Here is a 26,840-nt window from a genome sequence, read left to right as displayed (position 1 = left end):
GGAATTGTAAATAGAGGTAATTCAAAGCGGGTTACCAATTTTTCAGTATGAATCCGTACTGATAAAGGTTAAAGCCTCCAGCGTTTGTCTAAGATTCGATACAGGTACCTTTTCGGTACAAAGTGAATCTTTGACCATTCTGCATTTAACGGCAGAATATACGCGGGAGGCGTATTTGATTAGGAGTGAACACGACATGAATCGAGAAGAACGTTTAAAACGACAAGAAAACATACGAAATTTTTCTATCATTGCCCATATCGATCACGGTAAATCTACATTAGCAGACCGAATTTTAGAAAAAACAAAAGCATTAACTGCCCGTGAAATGAAGGCACAGCTATTGGACTCGATGGATTTAGAACGTGAAAGAGGTATTACGATCAAATTAAATGCAGTCCAATTAAAATATTTAGCGAAGAATGGAGAAACGTATACATTCCATCTTATTGATACGCCAGGACACGTCGATTTTACCTATGAAGTTTCCCGTAGTCTTGCTGCGTGTGAAGGAGCTATACTAGTTGTCGATGCTGCACAAGGTATTGAAGCTCAAACGTTAGCAAACGTTTATTTAGCTTTAGATAATGACTTAGAGATTCTCCCAGTTATTAATAAAATTGATTTACCTGCAGCAGATCCTGAGCGTGTACGAGGAGAAGTTGAGGATGTAATTGGACTTGATGCATCCGAGGCTGTGTTGGCATCTGCAAAAGCGGGAATTGGGATTGATGATTTACTAGAGCAAATCGTGGAAAAAGTTCCTGCACCTACAGGAGATCCGGATGCTCCATTACAAGCTTTAATCTTTGACTCTTTATACGATGCATACAAAGGCGTAGTGACCTCCATTCGAATTGTTAATGGCACAGTTAAACCAGGAGATAAAATCCGTATGATGGCTACAGGAGCTGAATTTGAAGTTGTTGAAGTAGGTGTACATACTCCGAAGATTACGCCAGTAGCTGAATTAACAGTTGGTGATGTAGGTTATTTAACAGCTTCGATTAAATCGGTAGGAGATACAAGAGTAGGGGATACAATTACTTCTGTGACGAATCCAGCTAGTGAACCGCTGCCAGGGTATCGTAAATTAAATCCGATGGTATATTGTGGTCTATATCCGATTGATACTGCGAAATATAATGATTTACGTGAGGCCCTTGAAAAATTAGAGTTAAATGACTCGGCATTACAATTTGAACCAGAAACTTCTCAAGCTTTAGGTTTTGGTTTCCGTTGTGGTTTTTTAGGACTATTGCATATGGAAATTGTGCAAGAAAGATTAGAACGAGAATTTAATATTGATTTAATTACAACAGCTCCTTCTGTTATTTATGATGTTACTTTAACGGATGGAAGTTCTGTAAAAGTGGACAACCCTTCGATGATGCCGGATCCACAAAAAATTGACCATGTGGAAGAACCATATGTTAAGGCGACGATTATGGTGCCAAATGATTATGTAGGGGCAGTAATGGAATTATGTCAAATGAAGCGCGGTACGTTTATTGGGATGGACTATCTTGATACTACCCGTGTAAGTATCCAATATGAAATTCCATTATCCGAAATTGTGTATGACTTCTTTGATTATTTAAAATCAAATACAAAAGGTTATGCGTCCTTTGACTATGAGCTGATTGGATATAAACCTTCGAAGTTAGTAAAAATGGATATTCTACTAAATGGTGAGCAAGTGGATGCACTAAGTTTCATCGTACATCGGGACTTTGCCTATGAGCGCGGAAAAGTGATTGTTGAAAAATTAAAAGAATTAATTCCTCGTCAACAATTTGAAGTACCTGTACAAGCTGCCATTGGTCAAAAAATTATTGCCCGTTCTACTATTAAAGCGATGCGGAAAAACGTTCTTGCAAAATGTTATGGTGGAGATATTTCACGTAAACGTAAACTTCTTGATAAACAAAAAGAAGGTAAAAAACGTATGAAGCAAGTTGGTTCTGTAGAAGTGCCTCAAGAAGCGTTTATGGCTGTACTAAAAATGGATGAGAATAATAAAAAGTGATATATCAACGTTTCTAAAGGTTCCGATGTATCATTAATTTATTAAAATGGTGGGGATTGCCACCGATATGCCACCGCTTTATAAATTTGTGCCAGCAAATTATAAGTTCTTTGCGATGGAATCAAATATATCGGCAGCATCTCTCGCCATTTTTTGTGTCAAATGGACATAGCGATCTTCTGTAATAGCAGCTCTGCTATGTCCTAATCTTTTCTGAACGGTTTTAATTGGAGTGCCATTTTCTATCAGCATCGTAGCGTGAGTGTGTCTTAAAGAATGATAATTGAAATCGATTCCCAATTTACCTTTAATCAATTCCCTCGTTTGATACTTAATAACATTCGGAGTATAATGTTCACCATTCTCTTTTTTACAAACAAAATCATGGTCCTGGTCTTGTTGATAAAACTCTCCGTACTTCAGTTTATTTTCTTTCTGTTGCATTTTAGCTCTTTTTAAAATATTTATTAGAGTTGTTCCAACCGGAATAGTTCGATAACCAGAGACAGATTTAGGTGTTGACACTACCCAAATTTCCTTACCGTTAAATTTCTTTTTAGTAAGTTGTTGTTCAATCTCAATGGTCATATCCTCAAAATTGATATGTTTCCATTCAAGACCGCATAATTCTCCAACACGTACACCAGTATGCAATCCTATATGAAAAGGCAAGTAAAAAGGATGATTCTCGGTTATATTCTCGTTTAAAAGTCTTAAATTTTCATTTGATTGAATCTTCAAATCATCTTTAGTTGGCTTTCTTTTCTTATCAACCATTAATTCTACATACTGCATAGGATTTTCATTTATATACTTATATGGGTATACCGCTTGCTTTAATGACTTATTTAATATTCCTCTAATAATGCTTAATGTTTGTTCTGCTAATCCTTCCCGAACTTTCGAATTCATAAATTGTTGAAGTATATGTGGTGTTAATGATTTCAATTTATACTTACCTAAGTGTGGGTTAATATGATTCTTAATCGTTAAACGGTAATTTTCTTGCGTATTTGGCTTTAATTTAAGTTGGACGTATTCTTCATGCCAAAAAGTTAAAAAGTCTTGTAACGTCATCTCAGAGGGCTTAAAAACGGTGCCTGCGTTTTCATACTCCAAAATTTTTCTTCGTAATACTGATTCAGCTTCGGCTTTCGTTTGAGCTCCTTCAGCAGAACGTTCGATTTTTTTTCGTTTACCGTCCACAATTCCCATATCAAAATAGTAGTACCATGTATTTCCTCTTTTACGTACTCCGCCTTTCATAGCCTTCTCTCCTTTCTTATCTTGTTTTCTGCAATCCTCACATAACTACCACCTCCTTAATGGGAATGTACGTTCTGTTTTATATGTAAAAAAATATAATGGATGATATTTTTATATAGCGTCAACATATATAACTGGAATTTCAACCCAATCAAAGAACTCAAGTACCCCTAACGGTTCAAAACAAATTGTGAAGTTTTCAATCCTCACACATAATCCGTATTTGCTTTTATACCAATTAAGGGCACCTTCTAAAAATTCTTCTGTCACATTAAAAAATCTGCTAATTCAAAGCGATTTGATATATTGCGCTTATGAGCTTGTATTATTTTTTTAAGGGGTACAAGCTTTTCGTATGCCCAGGAACGTGCCTTAAGTTCCTGTTTTCTATTAGTAACATTTGATTGATCTAAGATATCTCCTGTTGATGTGAGGTGGTGTCCAATTTCTTCTGCAAGAATGCAACGTTTTTCTATAAGTGAAGGTAATGATTTATTTATCCATATTACATTATCGCCATATAAACCTTTATTTTTCATATGGTCTATTTCAAATACTTCCACTTCTAAATTATTACACTCCTCTATAAGCGTTTCGTATAGATTCATGGGCTATTCTCCCTTCTGTTTACGTGCCTCTCTTCTCATAGCCACAAAGCGTTTAAATTCTTCTATTTCTTCTAATTCTTCTTCAGTCCATTCATAATCATCATGATGGGCTGCAATAGTATTAATCGTGTTATTTTCGGGAAGCTCTTTTAAATTTGTACGTCCGAGTAAGTAGTCAATGGAAACATTAAAGTAATCAGCAACCTTTTGAATCTTATCTAAACTAGGAGAGATTCTTTTCCATTGATAGATTGTATTATTAGGAATTTCTAGTTCTTCCTCGAGACGTTTAACAGAGATTCCTCTAGTTTTACAAAGTTCTTTTATACGATCTAACGTTGTCATTTCAATGTTTCCTTTCTATGTACATAAAAAACTAAAAAATATTTTAGTTATATCATTGACAACTAATAAATAATTTAGTAAATTGTACATAAGCTAATTTATTGGCTAAAAAGAGTATAAAAAATACAACCTATTAAAACACATTTTAACGTTGGGGAACGCGATAAATGTAATGTTTACAGGCTTTATAAAAGTCTTATTTAGCTATGTCTATATACTAATAAATATATTAGTTACTGTCAATGAATTCAGCTAATAAATTAGCTTATTTTTTCGAATAGGTTTATGCGCTGTGATACCGAGCCAATGACGGTATATCTAAATCAGTTATTAGTTTAAAGAAAGGAGAGGTTTTAATGCCAGAAGATATAGGGGCGTTAGTTAGAGCAGAGTTGTTTAAACGGAAAATGAGTCAAAAAGAGCTAGCTGAAATGGTTGGTATTTCAAATGCATATCTATCTGACATTATTCGTGGACGAAAAGATGGTCCAAAAGCACAAGAACATGTAAAACATATCAGAAAAATTTTATGTATTTAAATGAGGGGTGAATGAAATTGATTCCGCAACTTTTAGAAGTAGCAGAAGTCGCAAAACTTCTCAAATGTAACAAGAACAAAGTGTATGAATTAATTAAAAGTGGTCAACTTCAAGGATTGAAATTAGGAAGGATGAAAGTTTCCACTATTGAGATAGAAAATTTTCTATTGAGAAATGTTGGTCGCGATCTAACAGACCCATTCAATATCAAACCACTTGAAAAAGTAGGTGACCAAACATGAATGAAAATAAAAAATCCCCACAAGTTGGTGAGGATAAACAAAAAGAAATCCTAGAGACTTTAGCAGATTGGATAATTCGAACAGCAAATAAAAATGATTTAGCAACTCCAGAAGAGATTGCGGCTCTTCCGAAAGTTGCTGAAGTGTACTTTAAAAACTATTCATCAGTTTCATTTTCGCCAGTAAGAAGAAGGTAGACTTCTTCAACGAAATATTTGACGTTTTCTGGTGGAATCCATTGTTGAGTAGATTCGAGATTGACCTTTGCTAATTCAATTGCAGTTTTTAAAGCATAATCTTTATTAGTTTTCATCATATGTATCACCTACCTTTCTACTAATAGTTTAACAGAAAGGAAATAAAAGGGAGGAAATAAAATGACAGATTTAATTGTTATTAAAAACAGACAAGCTGTAACTAGTTCGTTACAAATAGCGGAGGATTTTGAAAAGAATCACAACCATGTATTACGTGATATTGACAACTTAAAAGAGGGGCTTGACCAAAAATGGACAGACCTATTTTTCGAGGATGAATACGAACACCCTCAAAACAAACAGAAGTATCGAATGTACTACATGAACAGAGACGGCTTTACCTTACTAGCTATGGGATTCAATGGGAAAAAGGCACTCGAATTTAAAGTGAAATACATCGAAGCATTCAATCAAATGGAAAAACAATTAACACAACCAAAATCACAACTAGAAATAATGCAAATGTCTATCAATCAATTAGTAGAACAGGAAAAACGATTGAATGAACAAGAAGCGAAAATCGAAGCAATTGAGGAGAAGCAAAACAATATCACGGAAATTCTATCGCTCAACAATAACGACTGGCGCAATAAGATTAACCGAATTTTAAACGCGATCGCAATGAAATTAGGGGGCGGACAATACTTCCAAGAACTGCGTGCTGAAAGTTACGAACTGTTAGAAAAACGAGCAAATTGCTTACTTAACAAACGCTTAGAAAATCGCAAATCAAAAATGGCATTACGTGGCCAATCAAAAACGGCTATTAGTAAACTTTCCAAACTTGATGTAATTGGTGAGGATAAAAAACTTGTCAGTGTATATGTGACAGTTATCAAAGAAATGGCGGTTAAGTATCAATTGAATCTAGCAGACTATCAACTTGTGGAGAGTGAATATTAATGGAACTTTTTCGTAAATCAGAATTAATTTTGGAAAGCGTTTCGGTCGTTATCACAACGAATGTAGATGATGGATTGGTATTAGTTGAAATGAATAATGTGGACGTCGACATTGATGAAAATATCACAGTGTTAGAAGACGGAATAACTGCTTCACTCGATTACGAAGATCTAGACGAAATCATCTTGGTGTTACAACAAGCGAGTGAAACATTGAAGCGTAAAGAACAACAGTATAACGAAAGAGGGTGAATCAAATGAAAATCAAAGTCTCTGAATGGAACAAGCTTTCGAAGGATGAAAAGTACATCAAGATTGTACAAGCTAGAGCGATTAATGCACATAAGTTTGGACGTTAATCTATCAATCTTTTAATAGAAGGATAAGCGAAAGATTAGGTGGTGGAATAATTGAGTATAACCGCATACGAAGCTAATTGTAAAACTGATCCAAATCACGTAGCTACACCCCGTTATGTAGTTGAACAAATATATGATCTAATTCGAATTGATAGATTTAAAAATATTTGGTTTCCATTTAACAATTATGATTCGCAGTTCAAGTTAAAAGCTGATGAATTAAACCTTAGATATAAAGCGACTCATATATTCGATGATGTAGGAAATGATTTTTTCACAACAACTCCGCCGGAAAATTGCGAATTAATGATCAGCAATCCACCGTTCGGTATTCAAAACGACATCATTAGGCATTCGTTCAAATTGGCTGAAGAAGGTTTGATAAAGTCATTTGCACTACTTTTACCTTTATCAACTCTTGAAACAGAAACTAGAGCAAACATGTACGATGCACATAAAAATGATTTATCTGTAATCATCTTTAAAAAGAGAATTAAGTTTTTGGGTAAATCTAATAGCTTTAATAGAGGTTGTTGTTGGGTTTGCTACAACATCACTGATATACCTACTATAAGTTGGATTTGATCAACAAATAATCGTTCATTAAAGGTGGTGAACAAATGAAAAACCGATTAAGTAAATATTTCAATCTATCATTGCAGCAACGATTATCACTAGTTTCAAATGCGATAAAAGGGTGGTGAGGAAATGAAGAACGGTAAACGGTTAAAACGGTTTGAAAAGCAATATCTTAGAAGTCTTAATCTTAACCATGAAAATTGGTTACTTAGCAAAAAGACAACGGAATTTTGGTTAATCGTCCACAAGTTGACTGGACAAACCAAGGAAATTCCAGCGCCTTAGAAAGGGGTGAAACTAAATGACACATGAATTAAATATTGTTCAAGTTGATGAACAACCAACTTGGTATCGTAAAACATTCTTACGACCACGTAGAAGAAAGGGGTGATTTAATTGAACACAATCGAGTTTAAACAAACAAGTCGTAAGTTTTGGTCACTGTTCATTATTAATTCGATTTTAGCAGTCGCTACAACATCATGGATTGTTTATACAGTATTGAAAATTATGGGGTGAATTAAGTGAACTACTCACTAGAAGAACTTCAACAAGCTTATGAATTAGCACTAAAACCACCAACAACAATAAATTAGGAGGAAATTAATTATGAAATCAACAGGCATTGTAAGAAAAGTGGACGAGTTAGGTCGTTTAGTAATTCCTAAAGAATTACGAAAAACGTTAGGGATTGGGGAAAAGGATCCAATAGAAATTTTCATTGATGGTCACCAAATCATTTTACAAAAGTACGCTCCAAATGAGGAAAAAGAAGAAGTTATTAAAAAGCTTAATACTCTTCGAAATCAAATCAAAAATCCAAATGCTCAAGATGTTATCAATCGCGCAATTAACTTAATCAAGTAGGAGGAATTTTAATGAAAGTTACAGTTTCAAAAGAAGTTGCCAATGCTTTCGAGTATTTAAAAGAAATCAGAAATTACACTTCTGACAACGATTTACTTACTGAACATGCAGAAGCAATTGCAACTAAAGATTGGTACGACAGTTTAGAACCTTTAAACAAAGTGGATTTAATCACTTTCTCGAAAATGCTGATTGAAGGGTATGAAGTCGAACAAACACCTGGCGAAAAAGTAGCAGAATTATTTAAGGCTAAGTTCGGTGATGGTTGGGGCAATTATCAAGATGGTGTTCGCTATGGTATTAGAAAAACTTTAGATACTCTCAACATCAAAATACCTGGAGTGAACGACAGTGTGTGAAGTTGAAAACCCAATGTTATCACCAAAACGTACTGATGATCCAATCGCTAAAGTAATTGGCAAATGTCACTATCGTTATTGTGATGAGGAAATTTGCAAACACGAAGGGATTGAGTTTGAAGGATATATCTATTGTTGTGCAACTTGTTTAGGCTCTGAATTACTGGAAGAAGGACACGCAGTTGATTTATCCAAATAAAAAACACTCACACAAGGCGGCAACCAAATGTGAGTGACTTACAAAAAATATCTACTAGCAGTATAGCACGAAAATAAAATTTTAAAACCCTGGAGGATAAAATATATGAAATTTCAAGTTGGGGATAAGGTTGTTCCTATTAATAAAACTGTTATTGGTTATGGAAGTTTAGATGAATCAAATAACTGGAGGAAAGCAAAAGAAAAAGGTCAAGGATTCCTATTCGTTTCCAAATTCGATGAAGAAGTTAATGCTTATGTTTGTAGTTACAAAAAAAATGTTGAATACGGTGATTATTTTAATGAAATGGATTTAAAGAAATACAAAGATAAACCTACCAAAAATCAACGCATCACAGCATTAGAAAGTGTTGTAAAAGATTTAGAACAAAAAATAATCGATATACGAAATGATTACCGATACGACTTAAAACAAGTAGAAACACGAATTAAGATGTTGGAATTTAAATTAGAAGAACAAACAAAATTAACTCCTACTACAATTCAATTTGTGGAAGAAATCATCGAATTTGAAGGTAATCAATATCGCAAGGTTGATCGTGAAGCTCGTGATGGTGATGTTGTAAAGTTTAGCGAAAATCTACGGGGCACAACAATGAATAAGCATTACAAGGTGCATACAGGTGTCAAATATTATGATAACGATAATGATTTGTTAGATGTGTATGGTTGGGGCAAAGAACCTGTAGTAACTGTCTACGAATTAATCGTACAACTAAAATCAGTGAACCAACAACGTGCTGAAATTATTGAGAAGGCGAAGAAGTTTGTGGAAGGACAATTAGCAAAGGGTGAATTAAAAGTTCCAGATTCAAAGTCTCCTAATAGTCCATGGTATTTATCTAATTTTGAATTTGTAGTTAATACAGAGAAAGGAACCGTTGTTGTTCTTTGCAAAGGATATGAGGGGGTTGTGAGAGAACGAGGCATCGCCAAATGCAACCCATCAGACGTATTCAACGAACATATCGGCAAGGCCATCGCATTAGGACGAGCATTAGGGTTGGATGTAAGTGAGTTTGAACAAGCTGTACAACCAACGTTAGCCATCGGTCAAGAAGTGCGGAATATATGGTCTCAAAATGTAACTAGGATTACAAAAACATTTGAAACATCAGACACAAATTCATTAGGTTATATCCAATCTCAAGGTACTGATTACAAAATCATCAACGACACAAACGCACAATATGAGGAGGTTAAATAATGAATGATCTAACTAATCAATTTAATAGTCAACCTTCAACTCAACAACAAGGAGGGGTACTAGCACAAGCTAGTGCTTCTCGTGAAATGGAAGAAGTGAAGGGAGCTATCTTCTTAGCGAAGCAATTCCCTCGTAATTACTTTGAAGCTGAAAAAAGAATTTTAGATGCATGTAAACGTCCTTCACTAGCAGCTTCATCTATGTACTCCTATCCACGTGGTGGAACAAAAGTAACTGGTCCATCTATTCGACTGGCAGAAGTATTAGCGCAAAACTGGGGCAATTTATCATATGGAATCAAAGAACTTGAACAACGCAATGGTGAATCTGTCGCAATGGCTTATTGTTGGGACCTTGAAACCAATGTACGACAAGAGAAAGTATTCACCGTTAAACATTCAATTGGTACACGGAATGGTGTGAGAGCATTAACAGATCCAAGAGACATTTATGAGCGAGTTGCTTCTGATGGAGCACGTAGACTTAGAGCTTGTATTTTAGGTGTTATTCCAGGTGATGTTGTGGAAATGGCAGTGAAAGAATGTGAAAAAACATTATCGGGTCAGAACGCTGGACCATTAAAAGACCGTATTACTCAAGCATTAAAGATGTTTAAAGAAAAATATAAAGTCACACAAGAAATGGTGGAAGCTAAATTCGGTTACAACATTAGTTCATTTACTGAAATTGATCTAGTTGAGTTGGGGAATATATTCAATTCATTAAAGGATGGAATGTCAAAAGTTGAGGATTGGTTCACTAAAGAAGATGCCAAAAATCAAAAGAGTGATTTAGCTGCGGAATTTGAAAAAGGAGTGACTGGCGTTGCCGAAACTCTTACTCAATCAGAATAATTACTACTCACAAGAAGCAAATCTTGAATACATGTCAGTGTCACAGTTTAAGAGTTTTATGGAGTGTGAAGCGCGAACGTTAGCGGAGTTGAGGGACGAATATACTCGTCCTCACTCTAATGCTTTAACTGTTGGCTCATATGTACATTCTGCATTTGAAGGTAATGAAACATTCGAAGAGTTTGTAACCAAAGAACGAAATGTAATTTTCAATACGAAAGGCAAGAAGTATTCCGAATTTCAACAAGCGGATCGCATGATTGAAACTCTTAAAAATGACAAGTTTGCCATGTTTGCTTTAGAGGGTGAAAAAGAAGTTATTTATACAGCAGAGTTGTTCGGTGTGGAATGGAAAATCAAAGTCGATAACATTAATCATCAACGGAAAATTTTCTCTGATATTAAAACCACTCAAGAACTCGGTAAACGGTACTGGAGTGACAAATATAGCAAATATGTTTCGTTCGTTGAAGCGTACGACTACGTTCTTCAAATGGCTATCTATCGAGAAATCATCTTTAAAAACACCGGAGAGTATTACAACCCTTACATCATCGCAGTGACAAAACAAAATCCACCAGATAAAGCGATATTACATTTTGATGAATCACGGTTTGACTTTGAAAAAGAGTATGTGCAAATGCATTTACCAGGTGTTATTAGAACGAAAAACGGTGAAACAAATCCGGTTAGATGTGAGAGTTGCGAATATTGCCGAGCTACTAAGCAGCTTGAAAATACTTTTGAAATTGAGTTTTTATTAGATTAGGGGGTTGTTGCATGTCCGGTTGGATTAGTTTACATCGAAAACTCATAGACAACCCCATCTATTCTAATGCGGGCATGCTTAAACTTTGGGTTCACTGTTTATTAAAAGCATCGCACGCAGAACATGATCTACTGGTTGGAAACCAAGTAATTAAGCTACAACCAGGTCAATTTGTAACTGGAAGAAATGCCTTGGCAAGTGAGTTTAATAAGGGTGCAAAAAAAGAAGATATGGTTTCACCAATTACGTTGTGGAGATGGTTGAACTTATTCGAAAAACTCGAAATGTTGAACATCAAAAAAACTACAAAATACAGCGTGGTTACTGTGATTAATTGGTCTATGTATCAACCTAATGAACAACAGATGAACAACAAACGAACAACAAATGAACAACAGATGAACACAAACAATAATGGTAATAAGGGAAATAATGATAATAAAAATAATTACTATGTCGAGATTATCGATTATCTAAATCAACATGCAGAAACTAATTTTAAATCTTCTACTAAAAAAACTAAAGAATTAATAAATGCTAGGTTAGCTGAAGGTTTTACTTTAGAAGATTTTAAAACGGTAATTGAGTATTGCTGCAAGGAATGGAAGGGCAAAGTATTTGGAAATGGAGAATTAGGTGATTCTTATTTACGACCATCTACATTGTTTAATAACAAATTCGATGAAAGATTAAACAAAGCTAAATTAGGTTCAACTCAAACCCCACAACAAGAACAAGCATCAAATTACAAACCAATCAAAATAGATATGACTAGAGGTGAAGATTAATGCTGAATGAAGAAGTGATTTTAGGCACTATCTTAAAAGCTCCTCATTTGTTGATGGATACAGATTTAAAAACTGATTACTTCCAACAAACCGAACACAAGAATTTATTAAACGCTATGAAGAAACTAAGTCGTGAAGGACAAGCAATTGACTTAGTAGCATTAATCACTAAATTTCCACCTGAACGTTTTGGCGGTGTCGGAAAGCTTAATCAAATGTTAAACATGGCCAATGAAACTAAATTTGATGATTATGTAAATTTACTAATTGATCAATGGCGCGAACGTGAAAAGTTAAACATCTTAGAGATTGCCAAAATTGATAATTGGAATTTAGAACGAATCACTAACGAGTTAAACAGCCTAGTATCAAACAACACAAATGACCACAGCACAATTAAAGAATTAGTTACTGCAGTTGCAGAAGATCCCTGGACACCAAAAGAAAAGGAAACTGGAATCAATACAGGGCTCGGTACATTACAGACGGTAACTAATGGGTGGCAAAATGGGGATTTGATTATTGCTGCAGGTCGCCCATCGATGGGTAAAACAGATGCAATGCTCCATTTTGCAAAAATGGCTGGATGGAATGGAGCAATACCAGTTATTTTCTCTCTTGAAATGAAGGACGAGAAGTTAAGGGACAGATTAATTGCTTCTACAGGGAACTACAATCGAAACAAAATGAAGAACTTGTATGAACGGTTAACAGATAAGCAGAAGGAAACCTGGATGACTACTTTAGGTAAAGTGTCAGAAACAAACATTGAGATTTTTGATAAAAGTGGCCAAACACTTTCTGAAATACGGATGAAGGTACGGAAAGTGAAAAATCAAAATCCAGGAAAGCAGCTTATCGTACTCATTGACTATTTAACCTTAATTAAACCAACTGATGATCATCGCGGAAATATGCACTTAGCAGTATCGGATATTTCAAAAGGTTTAAAAGCAATAGCAAAAGATTTTGATTGCCCAGTAATCTGTTTAGCCCAGTTGAGTAGGAGTGTTGAACAGCGTAAGGACAAACGTCCAATGTTATCAGACTTAAGGGAATCTGGAAGTATCGAAGAAGATGCAGATGTAGTTGTATTTTTCTATCGTGATGCCTATTACACCAAAAAAACTGATGACGATTCAATGGAAATGATTATTGCCAAGAATCGTGAAGGTGAAGTCGGAACAATCTACGCAAAATATAACAAATATACGGGAGCTATCAGTGACATTTAATGAACTACTTTTAGATGCTATCAAGTTCGACGAAGAGAAATTGGCCTATTCAGTTTATTGGCTCATTAAAAATGGTGTTGTGAAAGGTACTGATCACTCTCAAGGAATCAATTGGGATTTAGTAAACCACGATGAAGTGGAAGGCATGAGAAAACGCAATGAACTAAATATAAATCCTATCAAACTATTTTCAGTTCCTTTAGGAAACAACAAACACATGTTGATATTTGCTCAAACAGAAGAATCAGCAAGGGGGCACTATTTAAATGAAAAGGGACAATTACCAACTAAGATATTCAACATTTCCAGTGATATGGATAAGAGTTTTTGGTTCGAAGAAAAACAAAAATATCAATCGTTACGTGAGTTGAGGGATGAAACCTTAATGTTCCCAGCTACAGCAATGATTTTCGAGAAAGGATGATTGTTTAATGTCGGAAAACTTAATTCCTGAAGAAGAACTAAGCAACGCATACAAGGAAGCGCTAGAAACCAAAGTGAAAAAATTAGAAAAAGCACTCCAAGAAATTGAAATCATCACTAGAAATATGACCGAATTTAACAACGCTTACGAAAGAATTCACAGTATTGCAAGTAAGGGACTGGAGGTAACTAAATGATAAACCGTGTTGTATTAGTTGGCAGACTTACAAAAGATCCTGAACTTAGCTATACACCAAGTGGAATTCCAATGACAAAATTTACTGTCGCAGTTAATAGAGCCTTTTCTAATCAGCAAGGTGAACGTGAAGCAGATTTTATTAGTTGCATTGCCTGGAGAAAACAAGCTGAAAATCTAGCAAACTTTATGAGAAAAGGTAGTTTGATTGGACTTGAAGGTCGAATTCAAACAGGTAGCTTTGAGGGGCAAGATGGAAAACGAGTTTACACTACTGATGTTGTAGTGGATTCGATTCAGTTCTTGGAGCCTAGAAGTCAACAAAGTGGGCAAAGCAGCACTCAAAACTATCAATCTACTAATTATCAACAAAATCCACAAAGCAATTCACAGTTTAGTAACCAAAGCTACACACAAGTAAATGAAGATCCATTTACAAGCAGTAAAGGTCCAATAGAAGTATCAGAATCAGATTTGCCATTCTAGGAGTTGAGTGAATGACTAACAAATACAAAAACAAAAAAGTCGAAGTGGACGGAATCACATTCGACAGCAAGATGGAGTCAGATTATTACTTATATCTTAAGCAACTTGAAAAGCAAGGAATTGTTAGTGAATTTTTAATGCAAAAAGAGTATATATTGCTCGAAGGTTATGTGAAAAGCGATAAAAAGATTCGTCCAATTAAATACAAAGCAGACTTTGAGGTTCATTACACAGATGGCCACATTGAAGTGGTAGACGTTAAAGGATTCCTAACTGCTGACTTCAAGCTTAAAAAGAAATTATTCGAATATCGGTTCCCATTCAACCTTAAATTGGTGAAGTTCTCAAGAATCGATGGTGGCTGGATAGAACTAGAAGATTACGAAAAAGCCGTTAAAGAACGTAAAAAACAAAAATTAGCGAAGTAAAGGGGAAATCCAAAATGACATACGCAAATTTCAAATCAACAGTTAAAAAAGTAAATATTAAACCTAAAGGTGTACAAGAAATAGTTCTTGAGATTAATGGAGATGAGTTAGATGGACAACTCGAAGCAATCGCTGGAATGGTGGATCTGAGAGTAAATGTCGAATTAGATGCAGCACGTATTACTTATAGACGTAAATACAATGCAATTACTGAACAACCATTAACTCAATACAGTGTATCTGAAAAAGGTATTGTTGAAGTTAAACAACCAGAACAACTCGAATTAGAAGGGATGCCAGAAGAAGAAGTTCAAATTGAAGAAAAAGAAGTGGTCATTGATCGTGAACTTATAGATGCATTTGTGATGAGTGATATGGCTCCAACTTATGAAGGCTATCACAAAGATTTATTAGACATCTTGAAACGTCGAATTAAAGGTGAATCATATCGTACACTAGCAGAAGAGTTTGATATCAAAACTTCGGAACTAGTAGAACAGGTTAAGTTATACCGCATGCAAGTCGCGCCATTAGCAGAAGCGTGGAACAAGTGGAAAAAAGAAAAAGGCGAGATTACAGAATAACAACTAAATAGAGGGCTCTAGTTTAGGGCTCTCTTTTCTTATACCAAAATTATCTAAAACGAGGTGTTTTCTAATGAGGGAGCCAAAATTTAGAGGTTTTAGCAAAGGTACAAACAGTTGGCATTACGGTTTTGGTTGGATAGACATTGATTATACAGACGAGTTTTTAGAAGAGAATGGACTTGAACCTCAAGCGATGCTTTATACAGAACATTCACCTGTTGAATGTGAATTGAAGTCGATGGGTGAATACACAGGCTTAAAAGACAAAAACGGTCGTGAGATTTATGAAGGGGATATTGCAGAGGATGATTTGAATTCTTTAGGCTTGGTTTTTTATGAAGATGGATCATTTAAAATCACATCAACCTGTAACGGTAATTCGATTACAAACAAAAATGTATACGATTTATTAGATACGAGTTTAATTGAGGATAACAACATTTCTGTGATTGGCAACATCTACGAACATCCACATTTATTAGGTGGTGATTCCTAATGACCGTTAAATCCAAATGGCAAAACCGCAAAACGGTCGTGGGTTCAAGTCAACTAGAATTAGCTGAACGTGTAAAAGACCATGAACGCAGAGGTTGGCGCAAAGTTGGTAAAGGTGTTGAGATTCATAGGGTGCATAAATCTGAATATATCCAGGTAATGGAGTTCGGACGGTTGGTGAATGCGAATTGAAAATACCATGGCATAAACGTATTTACGCATTGTATAAAGGCGATCAATTCATTTCAGAAGGAACCATTCGTGAGATTCATAGAGAAACGGGTAAGTCGATTGATTTCTTAAAATACATGACTTATCCGGTTTATGAAAAGCGTTGTGGGAATGGTCGAAATCGTTTGCGAATGATATCACTTGATGAGTGAGAGGTTGGTGAATATGAATTGAAAAATACAAAATTATCAATCCGTCAAAAAATAAAACGTGAATATCAACGTGGATATGATGATGGCCGTAAATCAGAAGTAAAACGAATGAGGGAATTGGGTGCTGCTGAAACGTTTACTATGTTTGAAGAATTACTCCCTAAGATAAAAGGGGTTGGACCAAAAACGTATCAGAAAATCATGCGAGGACTACGTACAGAAAAGCATCGAGTACCTAATGTAATTAAGTTTTCTATAGTAGTTAGAAAAAATGAATATAAAAAGTACTTCCAAAAAGGAACGGAGATTCTTTGGAATCAGAAAAAACATGTAATAACGCGAATTGATCGCATCGATTTTAAAGATGTTGATATAAGAATTACTGGCTTATGTGTGGAGGTAATTGAATCATATTGTGCAGCTAAAGAGAGGTGAAATTTGTGAAATTCTTAGATTTATTCGCAGGAATCGGTGGTTTCAGATTAGGAATGGAAATGGCCGGTCATGAATGTGTTGGATATGTTGAATGGGATAAATATGCTAGAAAATCATACGAAGCAATACACGAAACGGAAGGAGAGTGGACAGCACATGACATTACAGGAGTTACAGATGACGATTTACGAAGTCTTAGATTAAAAGGGATTGACGTTATTTGTGGAGGATTTCCGTGTCAAGCCTTCTCGGTTGCTGGCAAACGTGGAGGATTCAATGACACTAGAGGAACAATGTTCTTTGAGATTGCAAGATTCGCCAAACAAATCAAACCACGGTTTTTACTCCTTGAAAACGTTAAAGGGTTATTATCTCACGACAAAGGGAACACGTTCGGAACTATCCTCAATACGTTGGATGAATTGGGGTATGACGTTGAATGGCAAGTGCTTAACAGCAAAAATTTCGGAGTCCCACAAAACAGAGAAAGGGTGTTCATTATCGGACATCTTAGAGGAGCAAGTAGACGAGAAGTATTTCCTATCCGAAAAGATGCAAAACAGATTGATATTGAAATCTTAGGAACAACCAAAGATCCTAATCAATCAACAATAGGTCAACGCTATCACATTTATAGTACAGAAGGGATTATGAGTTGCCTTACAGCAACAGATTATAAACAACCCAAGCAAATCTTGGTAAAGGAAGCTACAAAACGAGGTTTTGATGTAGCAACGGAAGGCGATTCTATTAATCTAGCTGTGCCAGGAAGTAAAACTCGTAGAGGGCGAGTTGGTAAAGGGGTAGCAAATACACTTGATACCTCTTGTAATCAAGGTGTTTTAGTATCTGGTATTTATACTAATGCTTCAAAGAACTTCCAACGTGGTCCACTCGAGGGTTTGAGTAGGTGTTTGAAATCAAATTCACACGATGCAGGTGTAACCGATGGTGTTAGAATCCGCAAACTAACACCTCGGGAATGTTGGAGACTTCAAGGATTCCCAGATTGGGCATTCGATAAAGCAAGGGAAGTCAATTCAGATAGCCAACTTTATAAACAGGCAGGTAATAGTGTTACTGTGAATATAATTTATGAGATAGCTAAGAAGTTAGGTTAATGAAGAATTAAAAGAGATTAGGAGGAATAACATTGAAAGTTAATTTATTAGCACATACACAATTAAATTATAAAAATAGCAATTTTTACGATTTGCCACATGAAGAATTAGTAACTGACGGACAAGTAGTAAGTCTAGCAGCTATCCGTCAATGCTATTCACATAAAACTGCTTTAGAAGTATTAAAAACGGAATCCGAAAAGTACTTTGGGGATAAAGGTATAGAAAGTAAACGGCTATTTAAACAAATCGTATCAAGTGGTCATACATCAACACTTGAACATTTGAATTTTACATTTGCAATTGAAGGAGTATCACGATCTTTACTCGCTCAACTAACGAGACACAGACATATGAGTTTTTCGGTACAGTCTCAACGATATGTGAAGTTTAGTAGTGATAGTCGTAGCGAGGGGTTTGATTATGTTGTACCGGAAAAAGTAGAAGAAACAAGAAATACTGAACCTTATTTAGAACGTACAGCATTAGATGTTTATCTTGAAGCGATGGACTATATCCAAGGTGCGTACGATGCATTAATCAAAAGAGGCATTCCACAAGAAGATGCTCGAGCAGTTTTACCAAATGCTGCGGCATGTAACTTAGTCCTAACTGCGAATCTACGTACATTATTAGATTTTTATAGCAAGCGTAAACCAGGTGCAGGAGCACAACACGAAATCACTCAATTAGCTGAAGAATTAAAGGTACGTGTTATTGAAGTGGAGCCTTGGACGGAGGAGTTTTTCGAATGAAAATAGATGAACATATTATCGCAAATGATGTATTGCGAGAAATAAGCGAACTATTACCAACTCCTTTTTTGAAAGAACATTTAGTTAATCAAACGACAAAAGGGTTAGCTAAATACGGCACTACTGTGAATGTGGACGACTATGATGTTTTCGGATGGATTGACCATAATATTCAAGAATTAATCGATTCAACGGTTTATTATAAAGCCACGATAAAGAAAATCGAAAAACAATATGGTTTCGAAGGAGTTCATGCTCGAATAATTAGAATCTTAGAAAAAGAGATTCGAGAAAATATAAAAAAGTTAGAGTCACTTGAATTATTTAGAAATCATTACTTGGAGGAATCGAAATGAGTTTAGATGGATTAACAATCAATATTAAAGAATGGGCAACTGAAAGAAAATTAGACGAAGCGCAACCAGAAAAGCAAATGTTGAAATTGATCGAGGAAGTTGGAGAGCTGGCACAAGGATTAGCAAAAGCGAATCTTGACCAAGTAGTTGACTCAATTGGAGATGTTTATGTGGTACTTACAATCCTCGCTATGCAAATGGATTTAGATATTAAAGATTGTATCGAACAAGCCTATGAAGAAATCAAAAATCGAAAAGGGAAAACGGTAAATGGGGTATTTATTAAGGAAGCGGATTTACAACAACAATAAGACATCGTTTTACCATTAAAATAACCGAATATAGAGGTTTTAACTACTATAATGATATTTTATTCATTTGAAATTTAAAACCTCTTAAAATGAACGTTAGATACCTTAAAATTGAAGGTCATATTTTGACAGCATTATCAAGATTAGACATACAGAAAATCGAGAAATATTGGATTGACCATGAGCATAATAAACGTCAATTAAAGTTTCGAGAATGGGAACTACTTCATCCGTTTAGTGAAACTGATACAAATATTGGAGGGGGAAAGTCGAATAAAATTAGCAATATTACAGAACAAAAGGCAGTTGCATTAGCAGAAGATAAACTCTATCAAAATTTGAAACATATTGTAAATGTTATTGAAGATTTATATCAAGAACTGGACAACGATTCGAAAACCATAGTCGACATGAGATATTGGTGCAAAAGTGATTTCTATGAATGGGAGGATATTGCAGACAGGTTATATATGTCTCGGCATAAGGTGTTGCGAAAAAGGAATTTACTAATTGATGAAACTGCTAAACGGATTGGATGGGTATAATAGAAAGAGCACAAATATGTGCTCTTTTTTGTGGTAAAATTTATAAAAAAGTAGGAGGATAATCTATTGAAACAATCCAAAAAATTATATACATACTTTTTAAAAGCACTAGGTATCGGTGCAATATTAGCTTTTATAATAAAACTTTCAATAGTACCACTCTATTCCAAGAGTATTGAAGCAGATGTTTCAGCAACTTTAATAAGCGGTATATTAGGAATGTTTGGTGGTGCGATAGGGGCACTTAGTGCATATTTTATTGCAAGAATGCAAATGACAAAGCAACTAGATTTGCAATATAAAAAAGAAGAAGAAAAGATGATAAAAGAAATTAAAATTAATAATTGGTTAAAATTATCAGAAAATTGTTATTCTCTGTTAAGTATACTTTCAAAATTACAAAAATCTTTAATAGATTATGGTAATAATTCAATATTATCTAAGGATAAAATAATAATAATAGAATGTGAAAATATGATTGATGAACAAATACGTGAACTTGTAGATCAGACTAGAAAAATAATAATCTATAATGTGTTTTTTGATGATGATATTATACATAAATTCGATAATATAACTAAAGATTTGGATATTTTAACAGATGAAGTACCATTATTTTTGAATTATTATAAAAATTTAGAAGTAGAGTTTGAAGATTTGAAAGATATAGATAAGCGTGTGTCACTTTCTAGAGAAATGAGAGAAAAAGTTGGTAAAATTTTATCTAAATCAAATGAAAACATAATTGATATTTTAGTTTATACGAATACTTATTTAGAAAGATTTATAAACTCAGAAAGTTGAACTTCCTAACACTAGCGAAGTTCACAAAAAAACGTAGTAAATTGATAGTATCAAATAATGTAATAAGTCATGGCTCGATTGAGCTGTGGCTTTTCTTATTAATTCTTTTAAAACCACGTGCTCTGCACGTGTGAAAATATACTTTTAGGGTGGTAATGGAGATGGAATTAAAAACTCCTCTCGATATAATGAAAATGGCCGTCAAACCAAATTCAAATCGAGAGGAGTTTTGCTCAATGTCGAGCGACAATAGTTTATCACACACAAGATGGAATTGTAAGTATCACATAGTTTTTATACCAAAATACAGAAGGAAAGTAATCTACGGTGAATTAAGAAAAGACATCGGAGCGATTTTAAGACGTCTATGTGAAATGAAAGACGTAGAACTCATAGAAGGACATGCAATGCCAGATCATATACATATGCTGGTTAAAATTCCTCCAAAATTATCCGTATCACAATTCGTAGGCTATTTAAAAGGAAAGAGTTCTTTAATGATTCACGATAGACATGCAAATTTAAAATATAAACACGGAAATCGAACGTTTTGGGCAAAAGGATATTATGTCACTACAGTAGGTCTTAACGAAAAAGCGGTAGCAAAATACATTAGGGAACAAGAAGCTGAAGATCGATTACGTGATCAAATGACGAGTAGAGAATATATAGACCCATTTAAACGAGATTAAAGAACAAATACGGTTGACGGTCAATTAAAAAAGCCCCTTTAGGGGCAGTTAGTAAGGAGCCCTTATAGGGCGTTACTAAAACCGCCTGTTTTACAGGCGGATATTTATTATGAGACAGTGGCGGAATAGGTAGACGCTAGTTGTTGCGGTATTGCGATTACGAACGAGTTATCACTGGCAAACGGGATAACTTACAAGGTGCAAATCCTTGTCTGTCTCACTATTTAGCTTATCTACCAAAAGGTAGAAGGAGAATCCAAACCTCCGAACGAGGTTCGCTTTTATTTTGCTTATCTCGTCATAAGCACCTTACACTTTTAAAGTGGTTGAGTTTAGAAGTGGTTTTGACTTGCGATTTACTTAAAGTAGATTGCCTACAAAGGTTTTGTTCGTTGTACCGTAAACAACGTATAGGTGGAACGTCTGTAATTAGTTTGGAAACTACCTGGTAACAGGAGCGGTTGGGACAGACACGACTGTCAAAGTGGTTTATGGCAGTCATTTATCAAAATTTTATACATACATCAACTGAAGTTTCATTGAAATCTACGAGAGGTGTTAGAAGTGAATGGAAACTATTGTGTGAAATGTAGAGAATTAATCGAAAGTACAGTGGGAAATAGTCCTTCAGATAAACCTTCAGCAAGAATTATTTGTGATAAATGCTATAAAAGAAAAAAATAGAGTATTTAAAATGCTACAACTTATAAAAGTGGTTGAGTTTCAAAGTCACATTCATTCGAGTGTGGCTTTTTATTATGCCTCGATAGCTCAATTGGATAGAGCAACATGTTTCTACCTTGTCGGTTGCGGGTTCGAATCCTGCTCGGGGCTTAACAAATAATTAAGGGAGTGAGGTTATGCGAATTGAACACATCTTAGATGGCGATACAAAGTCTAAATTAGGCGTTTTAAGTCAAGGTAAGGGGAAAGTTCATCCGAAGAAGAAAAACGTTTCTAGGGCTAAATACGAACGTTTAACTCAACGTGAGTGGGAAGAGATTATGGGAATGAATCGAGATAGGTACAGAAGAGTAAATGGGAAAATTAAAAGGAAATGAATAATGAAAGTAATTATTCATTTCCAAATGTATTTACCCCTTTGGTGGATAAGGGTCGTTTCCGTAACTGTTTTTGTCCCGGATTTGACCGTTTGGTCTATGGATTACTACTTCTGTACCTTGATTCTTAGCAATCTTAGTCGCTGCTGCATTAGCTTCTTTTTGAGTGTTATGTCTTGAAGTTGCTTTTTCATTCCCAGCACCTTTAACTTGCCAACCACCATCAGGATGAGGAGTAACATGTTGATTCGGCATTTAATCACCTCCTTTGTATTAGCTTTCTATACGAGAATATATTCAAAAGGTTTCAAAAAAATAGAATTATATATAGGAGGAATGAATTATGAAGTTAATACAAATCACACAACCAAAGGATGGTGATTGAACTTGAATCACAATCAATACTACGACAAATATAAACGCAATAAAGAAAGGGATAGATTCTATCACTCTAGAGCATGGCGTAAGTGTCGTGACCTAGCATTAAAAAGAGACAACTACTTATGCCAAGACTGTTTAAAGAACAAGCGCATTTCCAAAGCAGACATGGTTCATCACATTGTGGAAGTCAAAGACGACTTGACGAAAGCTCTAGTGTTAGAGAATTGTGTTAGCTTATGCAACAGTTGTCACGAAAAACATCATGATAGAAGTGGAAAATCGAAGAAAAAAATAATTTCTAAAAAAATCGATATTATCACAACTAAACCGAACGAAGAAATGCTATAGCCCCCCTGGTACTCGATTTTGGAGGGGGTGGCGGATACACCGGATGCACACCTTCGTTTGCAACGCGGATTAATTTATGAAAGGGGGGTAACTGATGGATGAAGTTACAAATGAATTGTTACGAAGCTATTTAGGTGATAATTATCAACCTTCTGATGAACAACTGATTACTTTGTATGTAGAAACGTATGAATTCTACAAGCGAATGCAAGATGAATTAAAAAAGATGCCATTGATGATGGAACACACCAATAAAGCTAACGCAACAAATTACATCAAGAATCCTCTTTCGATTGAATTAACCAAAACGGTGCAAACTTTGAATAATCTCTTAAAATCGTTAGGTTTGACGCCTGCTCAACGAAAGGAATTTAAGTTGGGTGGTGGTCATGTTGACGATGGCTTCGACAATTTCTAATGTTGACGGTTTATTGATCGTTGTAAAACCTTCTCCAGTTTTACTGACAACTTGGTATGCTAATCAAGTTGTAAAAGGCAATATAGTCGCTTGCAAAAAAGTTATACAAGCATGCGAACGTCATTTAAGAGATTTGGAAAGGCAAGGAACAGAGGATTTCCCTTGGGTATTTGATGAAGAGTTAGCACATAGGCCAATTCAATTTATTGAAAAGTTTTGTAAACCTTCAAAAGGTTCTTTTCGACAACTAACAATGCAAGCTTGGCAGCATTTTAGTTTAGGATCTATTTTTGGTTGGGTGCATAAAGAAACACGCCTTAGACGTTTTAAAGAAGCGTTAATATTTGTTGCCCGTAAGCAAGGTAAAACAACTAAAATTGCAGGTGTCACATTATATGGCGCTTCTAAAGATAATGAACAAGGCGCGGATATTGTATTGTTAGCGAATAGTATGAAGCAAGCTCGTTTACTGTTCGATGAAGCGAAAGCGATGGTTAAATCTTCTCCAGCTTTAGCAAGACGTTTCAGACCATTACGAGATGCAATTCATTTTGATACAACATTTTCGAAAATTGAACCACAGGCATCCGATTCTGAAAAGTTAGATGGATTAAATACACACATAGGCGTTTTTGATGAGATCCATGAATACAAGGATTACAAATTAATTAACGTTATTAAAAACAGTCGTCAAAGTCGTACACAACCATTACTAATTTATATTACAACTGCGGGGTACCAATTAGATGGTCCACTTGTAAATTATTACGAACAAGGCGCGGATGTTTTAAATGGTGATATTGTTGACGAAAGAACGTTTTATTATATTGCTGAATTAGATAGCGTTGATGAATTTGATCAACCTGAAATGTGGATTAAAGCAAATCCCAATATGGGTGTTTCTATTAAACTGGCTGATATGATTGAAGATTGGGAGAAAGCGAAACGTACTCCTAGTGAACGCAACGACTTCATCACAAAACGATTTAATAAGTTTGTAAGCAGTAATGAAGCATCATTCTTAGATTATGAAGTATTAAAACGTAATAATAAAAGTATTGATTATTCCACAATCACTTCTGCTGCTGTGGGAGGTTTCGACTTATCAGACAGTGAAGACCATACAAGTGCATATTTAGAGTGGCCGATACCAGAAACAGGAGAGGTTGCTTTACTTGGTCACACGTGGGTCCCACAAGCAAAAGCTGATGCAGGTAATGAAAAAATCGATTATTACGGATTACAAAATGAAGGTTTATTAACTATCGTACCTGGTGAATACGTAAAAAAAGAATATGTATATGATTGGTTTGTTGAACAGTCCGAAAAGTATTCAATTGAAAAAATCATGTATGACCCAGCAAAAGCATTTGGCTTGGTTGAGATGTTACAAGCCTATGGTTTTGTATGTGAGGTTGTAAGACAAGGGTTCCTTACACTTGGTCCTGCATTAGATGATGCAAAAGAACGATTTATAGATGGTAATGTGATATTTAACAAGAACCGTTTATTCCGTTGGTACACTAATAATGTCATTCTTGTGGAAGACAGAAACAAAAATAAAATGCCTACAAAACAAAGTCGCTACCGTAAAATAGACGGATTTGCGGCTTTTTTAAATGCCCATGTGGAAGTTATGAAGAAAATGGTTACTGTTCAAGGTAACGGAAATATTAGTTTTGTTTCGATAAATGATTTGTAAGAACCGAATTGCGAGAGAGGGAGTGTTATTGTGGAAAGAATTTTTTTTGTGCAGATTGAAGGAAATGAACCTATTGTTATAACCGTTAAAGATGATGTAAACCGACCGAAAAATATAGACTGTCACACCGTTTTAGAGAGATGGGTGACTAACAGGTATGACTACAGACCGTACGATTATTGGGAAATTGACACTTGCGAAAAACATAATATTTAATGTCACATTTCGAAGACAATCAATTGAAAGGCGGTGAGAAATTGAAAATATGGCAGAGAGTTAAAACAACTTTTTATACAGCGTACGCTTCTTGGAAAGGACAAGGCTTCGACTTTAGTAATTGGTTTGGTCGAACCTTTTGGGGAATTGATAACAGTCAATTAGCTACGAATGAAACGATATTTAGCGTGATTACTAGACTTTCTAACACTTTATCGGTACTTCCTATCAAATTGTATAAGGATTTTGATATTGTTGTTAATCAAGCGGCAGATGTTCTAATAAACGAACCAAATCAAAATATGAATTCGTTTGATTTTATTAACGCATTAGAAGTTAGTCGAAATGAGCATGGCAATGGTTATGCGGTTATCCTTCGTGACATTCGAATGCAGCCGATTGAAATTATCCCTTTAGATCCAGCGTGTGTTATGGAGATTGTTAATCGTGAAGATGGCTCATTATGGTACCAAGTAAATGGCGAATCCAATACCATGTACGTCCACAATTTAGATATGATTCATGTTAAACATATTCGTGGCCCTAATCGGTGGAGAGGACTTAGTCCATTAAAAGTATTAGCAAATACAATAAAATACGACAAGGCAGTCCAGGAGTTTTCTTTATCTGAAATGGAAAAGAAAGAATCATTTATTTTGCAGTATGCTGCGAATGTAGATAAGGAAACACGATCTAGAATTATTGGTGACTTTAAAAGATTTTATGCTGAAAATGGTGGCATCTTATTTAAAGAACCAGGTGTAGAAATAGATCCTATCGAAAAAAAATACTTTGCTTCTGATACGTTGGCATCTGAAAAAATTACACGTTCAAGGGTGGCCAACGTTTTTAACGTCCCGGTAAGTTTTTTAAATGAATCTGGTGGAGGTACCTTTGGAAGCAATGAACAAGAGATGATTCGCTTTGTAAACATGACTTTATTGCCGATTGTTCGCCAATATGAACACGAATTTAACCGAAAGTTGCTTACCAAAGTGGATAGAAAAAATGGAATGTACTTCAAATTTAATCTTGGTGGACTTTTACGTGGAGATACCACTACAAGAACAGCTTATTATCAAGCCGCTATAAGAAATGGTTGGTTATCACAAGACGATGTAAGAAGGTATGAAGATGAACCTCCAGTTGGCGGTAACGCCTCTAAACTTTGGGTTTCTGGAGACCTTTATCCTATAGATTTACCTATTAGTGAAAGGAAATCATCTGCTACTACTTCATCAACTGTGGAAGGGGGTGAAAAAAGTGAGTAAAA

At 35.2% G+C, this 26,840-nt stretch carries 43 protein-coding genes and 1 tRNA gene; 39 read left to right on the top strand and 5 right to left on the bottom strand.

All coding sequences use genetic code 11. The features are described from left to right. Positions 1-196 precede the first annotated feature (196 nt). A complete protein-coding gene (gene lepA / locus MHH69_RS11120) occupies positions 197-2,029 on the top strand; it encodes a translation elongation factor 4 (protein ID WP_341362358.1) in 1,833 nt (610 codons plus the stop codon). Positions 2,030-2,128: 99 nt separating this feature from the next. Here the strand turns inward: lepA and MHH69_RS11115 are convergent, their stop codons facing one another. The 3 genes from MHH69_RS11115 to MHH69_RS11105 form a co-directional block, all read right to left on the bottom strand. Further along, positions 2,129-3,295, bottom strand: coding sequence for a tyrosine-type recombinase/integrase (locus MHH69_RS11115; RefSeq protein WP_341362357.1), 1,167 nt, complete (start codon positions 3,293-3,295; stop codon positions 2,129-2,131). Between the two features lie 266 nt (positions 3,296-3,561). Next, positions 3,562-3,903: an ImmA/IrrE family metallo-endopeptidase gene (locus MHH69_RS11110; protein ID WP_341362356.1), complete on the bottom strand. Its 342-nt coding sequence runs from the start codon at positions 3,901-3,903 to the stop codon at positions 3,562-3,564. Positions 3,904-3,906: 3 nt separating this feature from the next. Continuing rightward, the gene (locus MHH69_RS11105; RefSeq protein ID WP_341362355.1) at positions 3,907-4,248 is read right to left on the bottom strand and encodes a helix-turn-helix domain-containing protein; all 342 of its coding nucleotides are present in this window, start codon (positions 4,246-4,248) and stop codon (positions 3,907-3,909) included. 356 nt (positions 4,249-4,604) lie between these two features. Between MHH69_RS11105 and MHH69_RS11100 the strand changes: the two genes are divergently transcribed. The 3 genes from MHH69_RS11100 to MHH69_RS11090 are packed head-to-tail and all read left to right on the top strand — an operon-like array spanning position 4,605 to position 5,226. Then, a complete protein-coding gene (locus MHH69_RS11100) occupies positions 4,605-4,787 on the top strand; it encodes a helix-turn-helix domain-containing protein (RefSeq protein WP_341362354.1) in 183 nt (60 codons plus the stop codon). A 17-nt stretch (positions 4,788-4,804) separates the two neighbouring features. Next, entirely contained in the window at positions 4,805-5,029 is a 225-nt protein-coding gene (locus tag MHH69_RS11095; protein WP_341362353.1) for a helix-turn-helix domain-containing protein, read from the top strand. Then, positions 5,026-5,226: a hypothetical protein gene (locus MHH69_RS11090; protein WP_341362352.1), complete on the top strand. Its 201-nt coding sequence runs from the start codon at positions 5,026-5,028 to the stop codon at positions 5,224-5,226. The genes MHH69_RS11095 and MHH69_RS11090 overlap by 4 nt, the downstream gene beginning before the upstream one ends. Here the strand turns inward: MHH69_RS11090 and MHH69_RS11085 are convergent. Continuing rightward, positions 5,187-5,342: a hypothetical protein gene (locus MHH69_RS11085; RefSeq protein ID WP_341362351.1), complete on the bottom strand. Its 156-nt coding sequence runs from the start codon at positions 5,340-5,342 to the stop codon at positions 5,187-5,189. The two genes, MHH69_RS11090 and MHH69_RS11085, sit on opposite strands and share 40 nt — an antisense overlap. A 64-nt stretch (positions 5,343-5,406) precedes the next feature. On the opposite strand from MHH69_RS11085, the gene MHH69_RS11080 reads away from it, so the two are divergent. The 31 genes from MHH69_RS11080 (at position 5,407) to MHH69_RS10935 (ending at position 22,502) form a co-directional block, all read left to right on the top strand. Further along, positions 5,407-6,189 (top strand): Rha family transcriptional regulator, encoded by a 783-nt coding sequence (locus MHH69_RS11080; protein WP_341362350.1) that lies wholly within the window; start codon positions 5,407-5,409, stop codon positions 6,187-6,189. Next, positions 6,189-6,440, top strand: coding sequence for a hypothetical protein (locus tag MHH69_RS11075; protein ID WP_341362349.1), 252 nt, complete (start codon positions 6,189-6,191; stop codon positions 6,438-6,440). The genes MHH69_RS11080 and MHH69_RS11075 overlap by 1 nt, the downstream gene beginning before the upstream one ends. A 158-nt stretch (positions 6,441-6,598) precedes the next feature. Then, positions 6,599-7,132 (top strand): sugar-phosphate nucleotidyltransferase, encoded by a 534-nt coding sequence (locus MHH69_RS11070; protein WP_341362348.1) that lies wholly within the window; start codon positions 6,599-6,601, stop codon positions 7,130-7,132. A gap of 123 nt (positions 7,133-7,255) precedes the next feature. Beyond that, a complete protein-coding gene (locus tag MHH69_RS19330; protein ID WP_445954571.1) occupies positions 7,256-7,411 on the top strand; it encodes a DUF6906 family protein in 156 nt (51 codons plus the stop codon). Positions 7,412-7,522: 111 nt separating this feature from the next. Next, entirely contained in the window at positions 7,523-7,645 is a 123-nt protein-coding gene (locus tag MHH69_RS11065) for a hypothetical protein (RefSeq protein ID WP_341362347.1), read from the top strand. Between the two features lie 87 nt (positions 7,646-7,732). Next, entirely contained in the window at positions 7,733-7,993 is a 261-nt protein-coding gene (locus MHH69_RS11060; protein ID WP_341362973.1) for an AbrB/MazE/SpoVT family DNA-binding domain-containing protein, read from the top strand. An 11-nt stretch (positions 7,994-8,004) separates the two neighbouring features. Further along, positions 8,005-8,352: a hypothetical protein gene (locus MHH69_RS11055; protein WP_191708595.1), complete on the top strand. Its 348-nt coding sequence runs from the start codon at positions 8,005-8,007 to the stop codon at positions 8,350-8,352. Beyond that, positions 8,345-8,551, top strand: coding sequence for a hypothetical protein (locus MHH69_RS11050; protein ID WP_341362346.1), 207 nt, complete (start codon positions 8,345-8,347; stop codon positions 8,549-8,551). Before MHH69_RS11055 ends, MHH69_RS11050 begins: the two co-directional genes overlap by 8 nt. A gap of 105 nt (positions 8,552-8,656) precedes the next feature. Next, positions 8,657-9,778 carry a hypothetical protein gene (locus tag MHH69_RS11045; RefSeq protein WP_341362345.1) on the top strand — a complete coding sequence of 374 codons (1,122 nt, stop codon included), beginning with the start codon at positions 8,657-8,659 and terminating at the stop codon, positions 9,776-9,778. Continuing rightward, positions 9,778-10,632: a hypothetical protein gene (locus MHH69_RS11040; protein WP_341362344.1), complete on the top strand. Its 855-nt coding sequence runs from the start codon at positions 9,778-9,780 to the stop codon at positions 10,630-10,632. Before MHH69_RS11045 ends, MHH69_RS11040 begins: the two co-directional genes overlap by 1 nt. After that, positions 10,604-11,401: a PD-(D/E)XK nuclease-like domain-containing protein gene (locus MHH69_RS11035; RefSeq protein WP_341362343.1), complete on the top strand. Its 798-nt coding sequence runs from the start codon at positions 10,604-10,606 to the stop codon at positions 11,399-11,401. Before MHH69_RS11040 ends, MHH69_RS11035 begins: the two co-directional genes overlap by 29 nt. Before the next feature lie 11 nt (positions 11,402-11,412). Beyond that, complete coding sequence (locus MHH69_RS11030; RefSeq protein ID WP_341362342.1) at positions 11,413-12,189, top strand: conserved phage C-terminal domain-containing protein; 777 nt, start codon at positions 11,413-11,415, stop codon at positions 12,187-12,189. Further along, complete coding sequence (locus MHH69_RS11025; protein WP_341362341.1) at positions 12,189-13,424, top strand: replicative DNA helicase; 1,236 nt, start codon at positions 12,189-12,191, stop codon at positions 13,422-13,424. The genes MHH69_RS11030 and MHH69_RS11025 overlap by 1 nt, the downstream gene beginning before the upstream one ends. Further along, positions 13,414-13,848, top strand: coding sequence for a hypothetical protein (locus MHH69_RS11020; RefSeq protein ID WP_341362340.1), 435 nt, complete (start codon positions 13,414-13,416; stop codon positions 13,846-13,848). The genes MHH69_RS11025 and MHH69_RS11020 overlap by 11 nt, the downstream gene beginning before the upstream one ends. Before the next feature lie 7 nt (positions 13,849-13,855). Then, a complete protein-coding gene (locus MHH69_RS11015; protein ID WP_341362339.1) occupies positions 13,856-14,044 on the top strand; it encodes a hypothetical protein in 189 nt (62 codons plus the stop codon). After that, the gene (ssb, locus tag MHH69_RS11010) at positions 14,041-14,529 is read left to right on the top strand and encodes a single-stranded DNA-binding protein (RefSeq protein ID WP_341362338.1); all 489 of its coding nucleotides are present in this window, start codon (positions 14,041-14,043) and stop codon (positions 14,527-14,529) included. Before MHH69_RS11015 ends, ssb begins: the two co-directional genes overlap by 4 nt. An 11-nt stretch (positions 14,530-14,540) precedes the next feature. Next, positions 14,541-14,957 (top strand): DUF1064 domain-containing protein, encoded by a 417-nt coding sequence (locus MHH69_RS11005; protein ID WP_341362337.1) that lies wholly within the window; start codon positions 14,541-14,543, stop codon positions 14,955-14,957. 14 nt (positions 14,958-14,971) lie between these two features. Beyond that, positions 14,972-15,541, top strand: coding sequence for a 2-methylcitrate dehydratase (locus MHH69_RS11000; protein ID WP_341362336.1), 570 nt, complete (start codon positions 14,972-14,974; stop codon positions 15,539-15,541). 73 nt (positions 15,542-15,614) lie between these two features. Continuing rightward, positions 15,615-16,040 carry a YopX family protein gene (locus MHH69_RS10995; protein ID WP_341362335.1) on the top strand — a complete coding sequence of 142 codons (426 nt, stop codon included), beginning with the start codon at positions 15,615-15,617 and terminating at the stop codon, positions 16,038-16,040. Beyond that, complete coding sequence (locus MHH69_RS10990) at positions 16,040-16,231, top strand: hypothetical protein (RefSeq protein ID WP_341362334.1); 192 nt, start codon at positions 16,040-16,042, stop codon at positions 16,229-16,231. The genes MHH69_RS10995 and MHH69_RS10990 overlap by 1 nt, the downstream gene beginning before the upstream one ends. Further along, positions 16,228-16,422: a hypothetical protein gene (locus MHH69_RS10985; protein ID WP_341362333.1), complete on the top strand. Its 195-nt coding sequence runs from the start codon at positions 16,228-16,230 to the stop codon at positions 16,420-16,422. Before MHH69_RS10990 ends, MHH69_RS10985 begins: the two co-directional genes overlap by 4 nt. Positions 16,423-16,440: 18 nt before the next feature. Beyond that, positions 16,441-16,857, top strand: a complete 417-nt coding sequence (locus tag MHH69_RS10980) for a hypothetical protein (protein ID WP_341362332.1) — start codon at positions 16,441-16,443, stop codon at positions 16,855-16,857. A gap of 5 nt (positions 16,858-16,862) precedes the next feature. Beyond that, positions 16,863-17,978 (top strand): DNA (cytosine-5-)-methyltransferase, encoded by a 1,116-nt coding sequence (gene dcm, locus MHH69_RS10975; RefSeq protein WP_341362331.1) that lies wholly within the window; start codon positions 16,863-16,865, stop codon positions 17,976-17,978. Between the two features lie 32 nt (positions 17,979-18,010). Further along, positions 18,011-18,733, top strand: coding sequence for an FAD-dependent thymidylate synthase (gene thyX / locus MHH69_RS10970; protein WP_341362330.1), 723 nt, complete (start codon positions 18,011-18,013; stop codon positions 18,731-18,733). Further along, complete coding sequence (locus MHH69_RS10965) at positions 18,730-19,089, top strand: hypothetical protein (RefSeq protein WP_341362329.1); 360 nt, start codon at positions 18,730-18,732, stop codon at positions 19,087-19,089. Before thyX ends, MHH69_RS10965 begins: the two co-directional genes overlap by 4 nt. After that, positions 19,086-19,400 carry a MazG-like family protein gene (locus tag MHH69_RS10960; protein WP_341362328.1) on the top strand — a complete coding sequence of 105 codons (315 nt, stop codon included), beginning with the start codon at positions 19,086-19,088 and terminating at the stop codon, positions 19,398-19,400. Before MHH69_RS10965 ends, MHH69_RS10960 begins: the two co-directional genes overlap by 4 nt. A 125-nt stretch (positions 19,401-19,525) precedes the next feature. Beyond that, positions 19,526-19,945, top strand: coding sequence for a transcriptional regulator (locus MHH69_RS10955; protein WP_341362327.1), 420 nt, complete (start codon positions 19,526-19,528; stop codon positions 19,943-19,945). A gap of 66 nt (positions 19,946-20,011) precedes the next feature. Then, the gene (locus MHH69_RS10950) at positions 20,012-20,749 is read left to right on the top strand and encodes a hypothetical protein (protein WP_341362326.1); all 738 of its coding nucleotides are present in this window, start codon (positions 20,012-20,014) and stop codon (positions 20,747-20,749) included. Positions 20,750-20,985: 236 nt separating this feature from the next. Beyond that, complete coding sequence (gene tnpA, locus MHH69_RS10945) at positions 20,986-21,441, top strand: IS200/IS605 family transposase (RefSeq protein WP_341362949.1); 456 nt, start codon at positions 20,986-20,988, stop codon at positions 21,439-21,441. A gap of 760 nt (positions 21,442-22,201) precedes the next feature. After that, a tRNA-Arg gene (locus MHH69_RS10940) sits at positions 22,202-22,275 on the top strand. Between the two features lie 26 nt (positions 22,276-22,301). Further along, positions 22,302-22,502 carry a hypothetical protein gene (locus tag MHH69_RS10935; RefSeq protein ID WP_341362325.1) on the top strand — a complete coding sequence of 67 codons (201 nt, stop codon included), beginning with the start codon at positions 22,302-22,304 and terminating at the stop codon, positions 22,500-22,502. A 33-nt stretch (positions 22,503-22,535) separates the two neighbouring features. Here the strand turns inward: MHH69_RS10935 and MHH69_RS10930 are convergent, their stop codons facing one another. Further along, positions 22,536-22,757: a DUF2188 domain-containing protein gene (locus MHH69_RS10930; protein ID WP_341362324.1), complete on the bottom strand. Its 222-nt coding sequence runs from the start codon at positions 22,755-22,757 to the stop codon at positions 22,536-22,538. 126 nt (positions 22,758-22,883) lie between these two features. Here MHH69_RS10930 and MHH69_RS10925 point away from each other — a divergent pair, with 126 nt between their 5' ends. The 4 genes from MHH69_RS10925 (at position 22,884) to MHH69_RS10910 (ending at position 26,838) form a co-directional block, all read left to right on the top strand. Continuing rightward, on the top strand, positions 22,884-23,231 hold the full coding sequence (locus tag MHH69_RS10925) for an HNH endonuclease (RefSeq protein ID WP_341362323.1): 348 nt from the start codon (positions 22,884-22,886) through the stop codon (positions 23,229-23,231). 94 nt (positions 23,232-23,325) lie between these two features. Next, entirely contained in the window at positions 23,326-23,649 is a 324-nt protein-coding gene (locus MHH69_RS10920; protein WP_341362322.1) for a P27 family phage terminase small subunit, read from the top strand. After that, the gene (locus MHH69_RS10915; protein WP_341362321.1) at positions 23,630-25,351 is read left to right on the top strand and encodes a terminase large subunit; all 1,722 of its coding nucleotides are present in this window, start codon (positions 23,630-23,632) and stop codon (positions 25,349-25,351) included. Before MHH69_RS10920 ends, MHH69_RS10915 begins: the two co-directional genes overlap by 20 nt. Before the next feature lie 257 nt (positions 25,352-25,608). Then, positions 25,609-26,838, top strand: a complete 1,230-nt coding sequence (locus tag MHH69_RS10910) for a phage portal protein (protein WP_341362320.1) — start codon at positions 25,609-25,611, stop codon at positions 26,836-26,838. Positions 26,839-26,840: the final 2 nt, after the last annotated feature.

It is taken from the genome of Ureibacillus sp. FSL E2-3493, from assembly GCF_038077515.1.
Taxonomy (GTDB): domain Bacteria; phylum Bacillota; class Bacilli; order Bacillales_A; family Planococcaceae; genus Ureibacillus; species Ureibacillus halotolerans.
This window is presented reverse-complemented; position numbering and strand designations above follow the sequence as displayed.